The 12,817-nt window shown below is 35.9% G+C and carries 10 protein-coding genes, 1 tRNA gene and 2 pseudogenes; 3 read left to right on the forward strand and 10 right to left on the reverse strand.

The window, feature by feature from the left end:
* Positions 1-372: 372 nt before the first annotated feature.
* Positions 373-2,949, reverse strand: coding sequence for an excinuclease ABC subunit UvrA (gene uvrA, locus P618_RS00835; RefSeq protein WP_084024542.1), 2,577 nt, complete (start codon positions 2,947-2,949; stop codon positions 373-375).
* Between the two features lie 537 nt (positions 2,950-3,486).
* Here uvrA and P618_RS00840 point away from each other — a divergent pair.
* Both P618_RS00840 and P618_RS06390 read left to right on the forward strand, forming a co-directional pair.
* On the forward strand, positions 3,487-3,930 hold the full coding sequence (locus tag P618_RS00840; RefSeq protein ID WP_021827428.1) for a hypothetical protein: 444 nt from the start codon (positions 3,487-3,489) through the stop codon (positions 3,928-3,930).
* A gap of 102 nt (positions 3,931-4,032) precedes the next feature.
* Positions 4,033-4,766 (forward strand): annotated as a pseudogene (locus tag P618_RS06390) (IS5 family transposase).
* A gap of 1 nt (position 4,767) precedes the next feature.
* Here P618_RS06390 and P618_RS00845 read toward each other — a convergent pair.
* The 6 genes from P618_RS00845 to P618_RS00875 all read right to left on the reverse strand — a co-directional run bounded on the left by P618_RS00845 (position 4,768) and on the right by P618_RS00875 (position 10,153).
* The gene (locus P618_RS00845; RefSeq protein WP_021827429.1) at positions 4,768-5,898 is read right to left on the reverse strand and encodes an ABC transporter ATP-binding protein; all 1,131 of its coding nucleotides are present in this window, start codon (positions 5,896-5,898) and stop codon (positions 4,768-4,770) included.
* Positions 5,899-5,920: 22 nt separating this feature from the next.
* Positions 5,921-6,003: transfer RNA gene (locus P618_RS00850), tRNA-Leu, on the reverse strand.
* 541 nt (positions 6,004-6,544) lie between these two features.
* Entirely contained in the window at positions 6,545-7,894 is a 1,350-nt protein-coding gene (locus P618_RS00860) for a sigma-54-dependent transcriptional regulator (protein ID WP_021827432.1), read from the reverse strand.
* A gap of 48 nt (positions 7,895-7,942) precedes the next feature.
* Entirely contained in the window at positions 7,943-8,434 is a 492-nt protein-coding gene (gene fabZ, locus P618_RS00865; protein WP_021827433.1) for a 3-hydroxyacyl-ACP dehydratase FabZ, read from the reverse strand.
* A gap of 4 nt (positions 8,435-8,438) precedes the next feature.
* Complete coding sequence (gene lpxD / locus P618_RS00870; RefSeq protein ID WP_021827434.1) at positions 8,439-9,458, reverse strand: UDP-3-O-(3-hydroxymyristoyl)glucosamine N-acyltransferase; 1,020 nt, start codon at positions 9,456-9,458, stop codon at positions 8,439-8,441.
* A gap of 2 nt (positions 9,459-9,460) precedes the next feature.
* Entirely contained in the window at positions 9,461-10,153 is a 693-nt protein-coding gene (locus P618_RS00875) for an OmpH family outer membrane protein (protein WP_024161002.1), read from the reverse strand.
* A gap of 450 nt (positions 10,154-10,603) precedes the next feature.
* Here P618_RS00875 and P618_RS00880 point away from each other — a divergent pair, with 450 nt between their 5' ends.
* Positions 10,604-11,869, forward strand: coding sequence for a signal recognition particle protein (locus tag P618_RS00880; RefSeq protein WP_021827436.1), 1,266 nt, complete (start codon positions 10,604-10,606; stop codon positions 11,867-11,869).
* 312 nt (positions 11,870-12,181) lie between these two features.
* Here the strand turns inward: P618_RS00880 and P618_RS07635 are convergent, their stop codons facing one another.
* The 3 genes and pseudogenes from P618_RS07635 to P618_RS09040 form a co-directional block, all read right to left on the reverse strand.
* Positions 12,182-12,325, reverse strand: coding sequence for a hypothetical protein (locus P618_RS07635; protein ID WP_156918936.1), 144 nt, complete (start codon positions 12,323-12,325; stop codon positions 12,182-12,184).
* A gap of 174 nt (positions 12,326-12,499) precedes the next feature.
* Complete coding sequence (locus tag P618_RS00885; protein ID WP_021827438.1) at positions 12,500-12,682, reverse strand: hypothetical protein; 183 nt, start codon at positions 12,680-12,682, stop codon at positions 12,500-12,502.
* 12 nt (positions 12,683-12,694) lie between these two features.
* Positions 12,695-12,817: pseudogene (locus P618_RS09040) on the reverse strand (IS701 family transposase); the annotation flags it as partial.

Consider the following 12,817-nt stretch of genomic DNA (forward strand, 5'->3'; position numbering starts at 1 on the left):
ACTGTATGCATAAAGAAAGATAATAGTAATACAAGACATCACCTAGGACGCAAGACGAGACGTGCTAAAGTCCTTTCCAAGAAGAGAATTTATGGTATACGGATCAATCAAGCTTTGGTGTGCGTTTACGACGCCAGAAATCTTTAATCACTATCAAAAAACACTGCTATCTGTCTTTAGGTGAAAATTCTCGAAATTATTTTACTCTTCTTCTTGAGTAAATCAGATTTACGATGAATCTCTTTTCTTTCCTACAATTTCTATCACCGAATGGAGTCTATCCTAATTTCTTAAAAAAATAATAAAAATTATAAAAAAAATTTAAACTGAAAAATTTTAATCATTACAAATAAAAGTTTAAATATTCGATAATCAATTTTTTTTAAAATACGGAGCAAGATAAGCGCCCGTATAGCTATTTGGACATTGACCAATCGCTTCCGGAGGTCCTTCTGCCACGATTTGTCCCCCCTCTTTTCCTCCCTCAGGACCTACATCAATGATCCAATCTAGCGTCTTCAAAACATCTAGGTTATGTTCAATAATAATTAAGGTGTTTCCTTGATCTGCCAAACGATGTAACAGTTCCAGAAGCTGACAAACATCGTTAAAATGCAGACCTGTCGTAGGTTCATCTAAAATATATAGCGTTTTTCCTGTGCTTCGTTTTGTCAACTCTTTTGCTAGCTTAACACGCTGAGCTTCTCCTCCAGAAAGCGTTGGAGCTCCTTGCCCAATTTGCACATATCCTAAACCAACTCCATCAATAACCAATAAACGTTTATGGATAGACGCAATTTCTTCAAAAAAAATTAACGCTTCCGTCACAGACATCTTTAAAACATCTCCAATATTTTTGTCCTTATATCGCACTTCTAATGTTTGCTGATTGTATCGTTGCCCCGCACACTGAGGACAGGTCGTATATACGTTAGGTAAAAAATGCATTTCAATACACAGTACTCCATCACCTTTGCAATGCTCACAGCGTCCTCCTGGAACATTAAATGAAAATCTTCCAGCGGTGTATCCACGTGTTTTGGAGTCTGGTAACACAGCAAACCAATCTCGAATTAATGTAAAAAGTCCGGTATATGTCGCTACATTAGACCTAGGGGTTCGTCCTATAGGAGACTGATCCATTTCAATCATTTTATCAATAAATTGAGTACCTAAAATTTCGCGACACATACCTTTTAATTCACGCTTTTGATTTAAATATCGAATCCCCTTACATAAGGTATCCATCACTAACGATGATTTTCCGCTGCCTGACACCCCCGTAACACCTATCATTTTTCCCAAAGGAAACGATACAGTAATATTTTTTAAATTATTCACAACCGCGTCAACAATTTTCAATTCCTTGTCAACGTGACCAGAACGTAAAATTTCAGGAATTGGAATTTTTTTCTCTCCTCTTAAATATGCTCCTGTCAAACTATCAGGATGAGCTTCTATTTCTGAAGGGGTGCCTTGCGCAATTAAGTACCCACCTAGATACCCAGCTCCGGGGCCCATATCTATGACATGATCGGATTGACGAATGGTATCTTCGTCATGTTCTACGACAATGACACTATTTCCCAAATCTCTTAAACGATGCAATGTTCGAATTAAACGATCATTATCGCGTTGATGCAATCCTATAGAAGGTTCATCTAGAACATACAAAACTCCCGTAAGGCCTGATCCGATTTGAGAGGCTAAACGAATACGCTGAGTTTCGCCTCCAGACAATGTGCTTGAAGCTCGAGATAAGGTAAGATAACTTAACCCGACATCCATCAAAAATTGTAAGCGACTTTTGATTTCTCGTAAAATAGGAGTGCTTATCACACGCTTATCTTTTTCTATCGTGAATTCTAGATGCTGAACCCAAGAAAATAATTGGTCTAAAGGCCATTTTCCTACTTGAGCAATGTGAGCACCTTGAATTTTTACGCATAATGCCGCTTTTCCTAATCGATCTCCGTGACATTGATAACAAACATCTGGATCATTTTGATCTTCTATAGAATTTTCATAGCAAAAAATATTAAGTACACCAAGCCCATCGCACACACGACATGCACCATAAGGACTGTTGAATGAAAACAACCTGGGCTCTATTTCTGGCAAACTAAATCCAGATACTGGGCAGCTCATTTTTCCAGATAAATGCAATGTAGGAGCAGTTTTTTTTTCCAAAGGCTCTACTATAATATATTGATCCCCAAGTCGTAATGCTTGTTCAACACTTTGCATTAAAGTATCTTTAAACTCCAGATCTTCTTTATTTGGAATACGAAAACGATGTATCACAATAGAAACATCATGCATAGTATTTTTTTTTAATTTAGGAAGCTCCTCAATATCGTAAAACGTATCATCAATCTTTACCTTTCCATACCCTTGTTTCTTTAATCCAGAAAAAATTGATTTAAACTCCCCTTTTTCTCCGCGTACGACAGGAGCTAATAAGACGTATTTTTCACTCTCAGGCAAAGCCATGATTCGTTGAACCATTTGACCGGCAGATTGTGGTTCAATACATAAACCCGTTTCTGGAGAATATACTTTCCCGACCCTTGCAAACAACAAACGAAAATAGTCATAAATTTCTGTGACCGTCCCCACCGTTGATCTTGGGTTATGAGAAATAGATTTTTGCTCAATAGAGATAGCAGGACAAAGTCCACTAATACTATCCACTTCTGGTTTTGGCATCATATCCAAAAATTGCCTTGCATACACAGACAAACTTTCTACGTATTTTCTCTGTCCTTCTGCATACAATGTGTCAAACGCTAAAGACGATTTACCAGATCCACTAGGACCTGTGATCACCACAAGACGATCTTTAGGAATCGTTAAGGAAATATTTTTTAAATTGTGCTGACAGGCACCGCAAATCGTGATAGAGGTTCTAGTGTCTGGTATTCCTATGGGCATTGTTTTATCGGACATTTTTTGAAACTTCCTTAAAATTTTATGTTCTGCTTTGAAACTAAAAAACATTATCTCAATATTATTTCTTTTATGAAAGAGCTTTTTGTAAAAAAATCTTAAATTTTAGGTTCTGTGAACAAAATTTAAGGAAAATATTATCATTTTTGTATGACAAAGAAAAAGAACTACCGATAAATCTTGCATTTTCGCATGCATACAATACGCATGTTTATAAAAAATTAAGTTGAGGTGTGTGAATAAGTAAACACGATACGCACTGCATCGAAGTTAAAGGTTCCCGGCTATATAATTTTAAAATTTTTTCTAGAAAAACATACTTTTTCGTAAACTTAAACTTAATTCACTATACGAAATCAGCAGCTTCGGTAAACTTTATAAAGCTAGGCTGTGTTTTTTTTGCACACAATACCATTAAATTTTTCATGTTTTTCACAAGAGAAAAATGTACAAAACGATAATTCAATAATTTATTTTTTTTTTACTTTTCTTCAATATAATATTTTATGCAAGATTTATAAACATTTTATAAAAATCATGAATAAACTTTTTTATAAACTTTTTTTCATTTCTTTTATGTGGTTAAACAATTCTTTTGCACCTCCGCCTACAGACAACGTCCAAAAAGCCAAAGATGACGCTCCCCTCTTTAGTACATCTTTTAAAAATTTTTTAGAAGGCCCTGTACGTCGGTATATTTACGCTGCGCATAATGCTTTTCCTCAAAGGGATATATTGTACGACTCAACATACAATCAAATGAGAGAAAATATAGTAAAGCAATTTCTTCTACTTTCTGCTGAAGAAAAGGAGCTCTTTTTTAACTATTTAAAACCTGATTTCAACAAGTTTATTAGTACAAAAGATTATATAAGAATTCAAAATCATATTAAGGAAGAAGATAATTTTTTGCCCGTAGATAATTTTTTTGCTGTATATAAACTTTTTGAACTTTTAGGCAAAAAATATTTAAATATCTGATATCTATAAAAAAAATTAATATTTAGGTCCCTTCCTCAATTAAGTTGACTTTTTTCGATATTTTTGAGAATTTAATAAGAATTCAAAGAAAATGTGTGTTAAATAAGACGTTATGCGTTGCGAGATGATCAGTGGAATCGGATAAAAGATAGTTTACCTGAAAAACCAGGGGGGCTGACATCCAAGGATAGCTTGTTTGTTGAGGCTGTTTTTATACCGTTAGCGTGCGAGAATTCCTTGACGTGATATGCCTAAAGAGGTTTTGTGATTTTACCATCCACACCCGATTAACCTGTTGGAGCCCAAAAAGTGTATGGAAAAAGGTCTTTGAAATCTCTGTCGAAGGACGCTAATCACGAGTGCGCGATGATTTATGCAACGATTATGCTGCCTCATCAACACATCTCAGGCTCTAGAAAAATGAAACAATCAAGGCATCGGATGCTCCTTCTGGGGGTACCAAAATTCATGCACCGTGTGATTCCTATGGAAATCCGGTTACTTTTCACCTTACACAAAGTTAGGACCATGATTTGAGGGGGCCGATGCATTGATGGATTACCTTGTGAAGGCTAATGCAGTACTTTCCGATGAAAGGGGCGGAAGAAAACTTAAAAAAAAGGATTGTGAGGCCGTGATTCCACCTAAAAAGAACCGTTTGGAGCCCTCAAATTTAATAAATATCTTTTCCCATCACTTGATCGAGAACTTTTTTGCTAAACTCAAGGCAGTATCGCTCCATTGCCATACGCTATAATAAAACGTCTTCAAATTTTTTAGGCGCCGTTCACTTGGCTTCAATTTTGTGGTTTGGCTTAATTGAGGGGAGGCCCTGATTTAAATTGTCAAAAGAACACTACTTTCTGGGCGCCAATATAAAAACACTTGACTATCCCAGGTAATAGGGCGTTCTGCAAGGCGCATTAAATTTGGTTGAGTAGCCAACACAACATGCCCTGAAGAAAGCGTTACGTAATAAATCGATACGTCTCCTAAGTAGGCAACATCAGTGACAATACCTTGAGTCAAGTTAGAACTATGTTCAAGCCTTTGGACGGAAAGAATAATTTTTTCTGGACGCACAGTTACGTGAACATCTGCACCTACTGGAGCACTGGAAGAGTAAGAAACTTCTATTTCTTGATCTAATGCAGGACAATATACATACACATAATCTTCCGAAGTTCTGGTAACTTGTCCTCTAAAAACATTTATAGATCCTATGAATTTTGCTACTGAAAGTGAATTGGGGTATTCGTAAATTTCTCCAGGCGTTCCAACTTGCTTAATGCGTCCTGCCTCCATAATTCCGATGCGAGAAGACATCGTCATTGCTTCTTCCTGATCATGAGTCACAACTACGAACGTAATTCCTAACTGCTCTTGAATATTCACAAGCTCAAACTGAGTTCGTTCTCGTAATTTTTTATCTAAAGCCGCCATGGGTTCATCTAAAAGTAACACTTTTGGTGAGCTAGCCAAAGCTCGCGCCAAAGCTACTCTTTGCCTTTGTCCACCAGAAAGCTGTGACGGCTTACGATGAATAAATTCACGCATATGAACTAAATCCAACATTTCTTCCACTCGAGCTTGAATTGCGCCAGAAGACCACTTTTGTGTACGCAATCCAAATGCAATATTGTTCATAACCGTCATATGAGGAAAAAGAGCGTAGGATTGAAACATCATATTGATGGGAAGCTGATACAACGGCGTTAGCGCAACGTCAATATCATTGACGTAAATTTTTCCTTTCGAAGGTTTTTCAAGTCCAGCTAATAACCTAAGCAACGTTGTTTTTCCACACCCAGAACCACCCAAAATCGAAAAAAACTCTCTTGAATAAATTTCTAAATCTAAATCTTGAATAACAGGAACATCGCCATAATACTTAGACACATCACAAATACGAATCATCGGATCACCAAAAACTTTTTGATTTTCTAAATCTAATAAAACTCGATTCATAGTTTACGTATATCCTTTAGAGTGCCCGCTGCCAGATTCGAACTGGCACGACCAAAAGATCGGCAGATTTTAAGTCTGCTGCGGCTACCGTTACGCCAAGCGGGCATCTGTATAGAGATTATACCAAAAAAAAAATCAAAAAAAAGCCCCCCATCCCTCAAAATTTTATTTGACTTACTTTGTTTTTTTTGAATTTGGGTACTTAAGTCATAGCTAAGCTAGTAAAGATACTCCCTTGAACACGAAAAAGCACACAATACAATACTGTTCCGCATTTAGATTGTCGTCGAGAACATGTTTTGAGGCATCAAAATATTCAAAATTATATCCGATGGCCACATCAATAAACACAGATATTTTGGTGTCAAGTGCAACAGTATTGCCAATATCGTGAACATGAAAATAGGGGAAAATAAAAAAGAGTCTCGAAAAAAGCATGTTAAACCAAGAAAACTCAGAAAAAATCAATAATATATTTGCGCAGCAAATTTAATGTGATTTTCTCTATTTACAACATGAAATTGAGATGAAAACAGCTTCCAAAAAGGTCTAATAATCAACACAATAGATCAAAAATAAAATTGTTTAATTTTTCAATACACGAAATCTCAACACAATTTAAATTTAGAAATATACGTTTTTTAAGTTAGAAAATAGAAGCACCTTCTTCACTTTTTTGATTGATTTCCAAACGACGCTCATTAAGGTGTTTGATTTTGCGATGCAGTGCTGAACGCTCCATACCAATCTTTTTTGCAACAACAGAGACATTTCCATTTTCTTCCGAAAGTCGGTATGAAATATAAAAATGTTCAAACATACATCTAGCATCCGTTAATGAAAGCGAAAACAAATCTTGATGCATAGAATTATTAAAAGGGATCATAAAAGGAAGTGCAAAATTTTCTACGATTAAACTATCACCAGTTGTAACAATTACCGCATTTTCTATCACATTTGAAAGTTGCGTAATGTTTCCAGGCCACTCATATAACTGCAACGCACGCAAAATCATGGGATCTAGCGGTTTAATAGGTTTTTGGTAATGTAGAGAAAAAAGAGTCATCAAGTGCTCTATCCATAATCGAATATCTTCTTTGTGATGACGAAGCGCTTTAAGAATAAAATAATTAAGCGTAATCCGATCAAAAAATTCCTTAGAAAAACCGAAAGACTGTGATAAAAATTTTTCTTGAGCAGTAGCCAAAAAACGCACATTTAATGGAACCAAAATTTTTCCGTTAACTCGATAAATCCCGTTTAAGTCCCAAAGTTCCGATAGCATTTTTTGTAACCGATCATTCAAAGCATCCGCGTTTTTTAAAATTATTGTTCCTCCTTGTGCACGCTCAAATATTCCAACACGCTCTACAATTTGATTATGCTCTATACCCAATAACTCTGGCTCTGTCGAAGCGTTTAACTCTTGTGCCTCTAAAATTAAAAGAGGCTGCTCTCTTCTGGAAGATAATCGAACCATTTCTTTAACGATTGGAGTTTTTCCCGTACCATTTTCTCCCAAAATTAGTACGCGGGCATCCGTAGATGCTAATCTCACCAAGGGTTGCGCCAAAGAAAAAGGCCAGGGATTTTTTTCAGTTGTGGTCGTTACTTTATGGATATGAAGTTGCGCGTGTTCTAATCCATGACGAACGCTTAAAAGCAACCGATCTAAATCAAAAGGTTTTTCCAAAAAATCGTACGCTCCTCGTTTAATGGCTTTTACTGCAAGTTCCAACGTTCCATGACCACTGATCATAATAATAGGGATTAAAGGAGAAATTTGCTTGATTCGTTCTAACAAATTGACGCCATCCCAAGAATCTTTTCCAAACCAAACATCCAATAAAATCAATTGAATACTTTCTGTTTTTATTTTTTTTACTGCTTCATCTGGCGTTTGGGCGATATGAGTCTTAAATCCTTCATCGCCTAAAATACCCTTTAGCGTTTTGCAGATTTCTTTGTCGTCATCTACAACCAAAATTGTATACATTGATCCCCTCCTTTTTTATAAAGTTATTCCTAGAAACAACTCAAAACTTTAACTATAAGAAAGCGTAGAAGAAATTTTTGCAGTATATACAGCCTCCGCTACTAGTTTTTCTCCTATTTTAGCTTGCCCATGAAATGTCCATACGTATCCTCTTGCTTGCTCTTTTTGTACACAAAGTTTCAAAGTATCTCCAGGACCTACTGGATTTCTAAATTTTGTTTGATTTAACGACATGAAATACACTATGTGATCATTAAAGGTCAGATTTAAAGAATGCATTACTAAAACCGCTGCTGTTTGCGCCATAGCCTCTACGATCAAGACTCCGGGCATTACGGGACGTTCTGGAAAATGTCCCATAAAAAAATGCTCATTTATTGTAACATTTTTTATACCCACTGCGCGCTCCCCTGGAATAACGTCTACTACGCGATCGATCATAAGCATAGGGTAGCGATGCGGAATATATCTCATGATCTCTTGTATCGTAAATTCTTTTGCTGTCTCAGCTAAAGATGCGGGAGAAGTTACAAAATCCATAATATTATCCTTTATTATTTGAAAACAATTTTTGTAAATAAATAATTTGTCTTTTCCATTGTTGAAGAGGAATAGCAGGAATTCCTGCTATTTTTGTACCAGAAAGTGTGGAGCGCATTACACCACTTTTGGCTGCTACAACCGTACCAGAACCTAAACGAACTCCTGGAGCTAACCCTACTTGCCCTCCTAACATACATTTATCCTCAATAACACAACTTCCAGAAATGCCTGTTTGTGCTGCTAACACGACATCATTTCCTAGCTGAACATTGTGTGCAATTTGAACAGTATTGTCTATACGCACTCTGTCGCCAATTACTGTATCATCTAAGGTTCCGCGATCAATGGTGGTATTTGCTCCTAACACAACATCAGAACCTATGCGTACTTTTCCCCAATGAGGAATATCCACAGGCCCTGAATCTGTCATCAAAAATCCAAAACCTGATTGACCAATGCGCGCACCAGAATGGATATGTACTCGATGCCCTAGCTCTGCATGAAATAAAGTTACATGGGCATCAATACGACACTCTCTGCCTATAACGACTCCTTTTCCCACCACTACGTGTGCTCCTAATACACATTCTTCCCCCAATACAACATCTTCCTCTATGACTGTAAACGGTCCAATATAACAAGATTTAGGGATTTGCGCACTGGGGTGCACCCATGCAGAATCATGGATTCCTGAAGATTTTTTTAAAACAACATGAGCGTCTAAAGCCTTCATAAGTCTTACGCAATTTTCCCAAGGTTTTTGACAAATCAAAGGAATTGTGTGAGAAGGTAAAAAATTCTTGTGTTCTGATCGAACAAAACATGCTCCCGCATGACACTGGGCACCATCGTTCAAAAGATCTAATCGATCCAAAGAAGTCACTTCATCAGAAGTTGCATTTTTAAATGACGCAATCCCAAAAAATTTTTTTTCTGAAGACACGTTCAAGATTTCGGTATACCTACAAATAAACGAAACATCAAAAACAAAAGATATTTTCTTATTTTTTACCTCTAACATGGTCACTTAGCCCCTGGGACATACTCTTTTAATGTACTGATACGTTTTTCCATCAAACGCGCAACTTCCGATGTAAGGTCTACAATACTTATATTAATCTCTGATCTATCAACATGAAGCACAATGGCAGCATTAAGAACTAAAGAAATACCATATTTGGAGCATAAATCATCCAAAATTCTTTGCATTTCCTGATCTAAAAACTTAATTACGGATTGTTCTGCAACGTAAAATTTTTGTTGCATGTCTGTGTGAGATTGCTCAAGCTTTGTGAGACGCCCTTCTAATGTCTTTTTTTTTTCATTATAGGTTTTCTCTTCAAGAGATCCTTTAAGTCCTTCCAATTTTCTCCATTCTTTTTCCAAATCAGTTTTTTCACGAATAAGTTTATTAGAAATTGACGTTTTCCACCCTTCCATATCTTTTCTCCATACACGATATGCGGGTAAAATTTCTACGATTCCACTTAAAGAAACGATACCTGTTTTTTTAATGCTAATATTTTTACTAGCTTCTCCCTTTTTATCTTGAGAATCTTCACCATACACTCCATTACATATGAAAAAACAAAAAAATGCCCCCAAAAATCGCTTGCATCTTTTACTTGACTGAACTTTTCTTATTTCAAAGCATTCTGTATTTGAAATCAAATTTATTTTTTTTTTCAAAATCATCGATGGTTTATTTTTTATCACACCTTCCTTTGATCATCATAATTTTTTTACGAAAAATCAAGTACTCTCATTGACAATATTTTTTATAATATTTTTAAAATTTAAGGATATTCATGTGCATTTTGTAAATATTAAATTTTTAATAATACGATTTTTATGAGAGAGCTACGTTTTGATCTTTTTTCACCTTATTTTTAGGACAAATAAAGCCAAAAATTTTCATAAAAAGAATCAAAAGTATGGATGCGTTATCCAGTGAGTGACTTTAAAGCAACTTTATCTTTGATTTAGGGGAAAATTATTGGCTAAAGCTGTAAAAATTTTTGTGTTCATAAAGGAGTCTATTAATCCAACTGCGTCAAGTTTGCTCTCAACCTACGCTCTCATCCCCTATAGCTTTTTCGTCGTTTGATTTCTAAAACAAGATGAAGTAAACTTGAAAACAATCTTATTATTGAAATGAATTTTATCATGTTTGGACGATTGGGTGTTGCGGTGCGTAGTGCGGTACAACGGATTGGAGGTGGATCTGTTGTTACTCAAAAGGATATCGATAAAACGCTGCGAGAAATTAGAATTGCGATGTTAGAAGCCGATGTATCTCTTTCGGTAATAAAGACATTTTTGCAAAAAATACAAGATCAAGCGTTGGGTCAAAATGTTATGAAGTCTTTACGTCCTGATCATTTGATAAGTAAAATTGTGTACGATGAAATGTTATCTTTGGTGCATAATGACCCAGTACAATGGACTCAAAATTCTTCAATTCTTATTATGGGGCTACAAGGAAGTGGAAAAACCACTTTGTGTGGAAAATTAGCTTACATGTTCAAAAATCAAAAATTTTCTACGCTTTTAGTTTCGTTAGACCCTTATCGTCCTGCAGCTCAAACACAACTTTCTGTAATTGCAAACAGTATCGGGGTAGATGTTCTTCCCAGTTTAAAGGGAGAAGATGTGTATGCGACCGCAAGACGAGCATTGATAAAAAAATCTTCTTATGATTATATTATTTTTGATACAGCTGGACGTTTACACGTTGATCAAGAGCTAATGCAAGAGCTGATAGGTTTACAAGCATTAATTCAGGCAAAAGAAAATTTACTCGTATGCGATAGTTTGATGGGACAAAGCATCACAGATGTTGCTAAATCTTTTTCTCAATTGTCTCTTAATGGGGTTGCGTTGTCAAAATTAGATGCAAATCACAAATCAGGAATTATTTTATCTTTAAAATCTTTGCTGAACCTTCCGATTAAAGCTTTAGGCACGGGAGAAAAACCTCAAGACTTTATGCAGTGGGACGCAAAACGCGTCATTAGTCGTATACTAGATCAAGGAGATATTACGGAGCTTGTTCAAAAAACCACGCAACTTCTTTCTCAAGAAAATCATGCACAGCAGTTAGCTCGTCTCCAAAAAGGAATATTTACACTGGATGATCTGGTAATTCAGATGAATGCGATGCAAAAAATGGGAGGATTATCGTCAATATTAAAGCTTATTCCTGGTATGGGAGGTATTTTAGAATCTTTGCAAGGTAAAGACGTGTCGTTTAAAAAAGAAAAAGCTATTTTATCTTCTATGACCCCAAAAGAGCGCAAAGATCCTAGAATATTAGATGCTTCTCGAAAAAAACGCATAGCTAAGGGAAGTGGAACTACGGTTCAAGACATCAATCAATTATTAACTCGTTTTATGGAAATGAAAAAAATATTCGGAAAATTTCCAAAATAGCACCTTCGATAATCAATAAAACTCACGCGCATAGCTTACCCCCCACGACATACGTTTTAGCTCAACAGTTTAGGTATTTCATTCAGGGGTGCATGGAATTATAAGTCTTAGGCACCCCTTAAAGAAGAACATCGGAGATTTTAGTTTTTTTAGAAAAAGTCGTTTTTTTGAATTTAAGCTAAATTCCAGTAGATACTGCCCAAATTAAGGACTAGAATAAGTCTCTCAATTTTATCCGCGCGCCATGCGTTTTTATAATGCACAAACCTTAAAATTTAAAATTCGAAAACGTACGATCAATTCCTCATCTCATTATTGATGGCATTCGATAATCCAAGACTCCTTGTGACCATATTCGTGTAAAATTTCTATATGAGTTTCAACGTCCGCGCCTAAAAACTTTACGTTCAGAGTACTGAGCTTGACTATTTTCTGCATGTCCAGTCTTGATTTCACAGCCTTCTTATGTCTTGTAATATCGGCGTAGATTTTAGTCTGATGCGATACTCAATCATAAAGTTAGCATATCTTGACCAGAGATAATGTGTCATAAAATCTATCGACGGCAAGTATGATCTTGGTGTCAGCAAGAATTATTGCCATCACCTCTTTCATGAGCGATTTTTCACCTCAAACCCCTGACTCCTTGGTTTTAACCACCTTCCAAGCAATGGGAATAGCCCTTTCTAAAGTCTGAATCCAGGCCATAAGGCATTCAAAATCGTCAGAAATTTTACTTTGATTCAGCATGAGGATAATGATTTGCTCATTTCTGGCGGTCATATTCATAATTTCTTGCACAAAATCATTCATCACATAAAGGACTTAATGACTCATCTTAGCACCTTTCAAAATTTGAAGTTCATTGAACATTAAAACATTGGCTTTTAACAATAGTTTTTGTTTTATTACAAAATGATTCAATGAGGTTTTCACTTTCAATAATTC

Source organism: Holospora obtusa F1 (assembly GCF_000469665.2).
Classification (GTDB): Bacteria; Pseudomonadota; Alphaproteobacteria; order Holosporales; family Holosporaceae; genus Holospora; species Holospora obtusa.

What these genes read in the sequence shown, in the direction of transcription:
- uvrA (WP_084024542.1), bottom strand. Translation starts at nt 2,949, where the DNA reads ATGTCCGATAAAACAATGCCCATAGGAATACCAGACACTAGAACCTCT.
- P618_RS00840 (WP_021827428.1), top strand. Translation starts at nt 3,487, where the DNA reads ATGAATAAACTTTTTTATAAACTTTTTTTCATTTCTTTTATGTGGTTA.
- P618_RS00845 (WP_021827429.1), bottom strand. Translation starts at nt 5,898, where the DNA reads ATGAATCGAGTTTTATTAGATTTAGAAAATCAAAAAGTTTTTGGTGAT.
- P618_RS00860 (WP_021827432.1), bottom strand. Translation starts at nt 7,894, where the DNA reads ATGTATACAATTTTGGTTGTAGATGACGACAAAGAAATCTGCAAAACG.
- fabZ (WP_021827433.1), bottom strand. Translation starts at nt 8,434, where the DNA reads ATGGATTTTGTAACTTCTCCCGCATCTTTAGCTGAGACAGCAAAAGAA.
- lpxD (WP_021827434.1), bottom strand. Translation starts at nt 9,458, where the DNA reads ATGTTAGAGGTAAAAAATAAGAAAATATCTTTTGTTTTTGATGTTTCG.
- P618_RS00880 (WP_021827436.1), top strand. Translation starts at nt 10,604, where the DNA reads ATGTTTGGACGATTGGGTGTTGCGGTGCGTAGTGCGGTACAACGGATT.
- P618_RS00885 (WP_021827438.1), bottom strand. Translation starts at nt 12,682, where the DNA reads ATGAATGATTTTGTGCAAGAAATTATGAATATGACCGCCAGAAATGAG.